The organism is Halomonas sp. SIMBA_159 (assembly GCF_046536035.1).
Taxonomy (GTDB): Bacteria; Pseudomonadota; Gammaproteobacteria; order Pseudomonadales; family Halomonadaceae; genus Vreelandella; species Vreelandella venusta_A.
Genome location: NZ_JAWJBT010000859.1, coordinates 1 through 262, shown reverse-complemented (window position 1 = coordinate 262; position 262 = coordinate 1). Strand labels below are relative to the sequence as shown.

At 56.1% G+C, this 262-nt stretch carries 1 pseudogene; it reads left to right on the top strand.

Annotated features, from left to right (window positions below):
* Nucleotides 1–235, top strand: a pseudogene (locus R0J87_RS21680) (elongation factor P); the annotation flags it as partial.
* Between the last annotated feature and the right edge of the window lie 27 nt (nt 236–262).

Below are 262 nucleotides of genomic sequence, written 5' to 3'. Positions count from 1 at the left end.
CACCTGTACACTGACACTGTGGAACGGCAACCCGATTGCCGTCACGCCACCTAACTTTGTGGAACTGGAAGTGGTTGAGACGGATCCGGGCCTGAAAGGCGATACCCAGGGTACAGGCGGTAAACCTGCGACTCTGTCTACCGGTGCTGTGGTTCGTGTGCCGCTGTTCATTCAGATCGGTGAAGTGCTCAAAGTTGACACCCGCTCTGCGGAATACGTCAGCCGCGTGAAGTAATTTCTTCGTGTGAGCAGACAAGGGCCG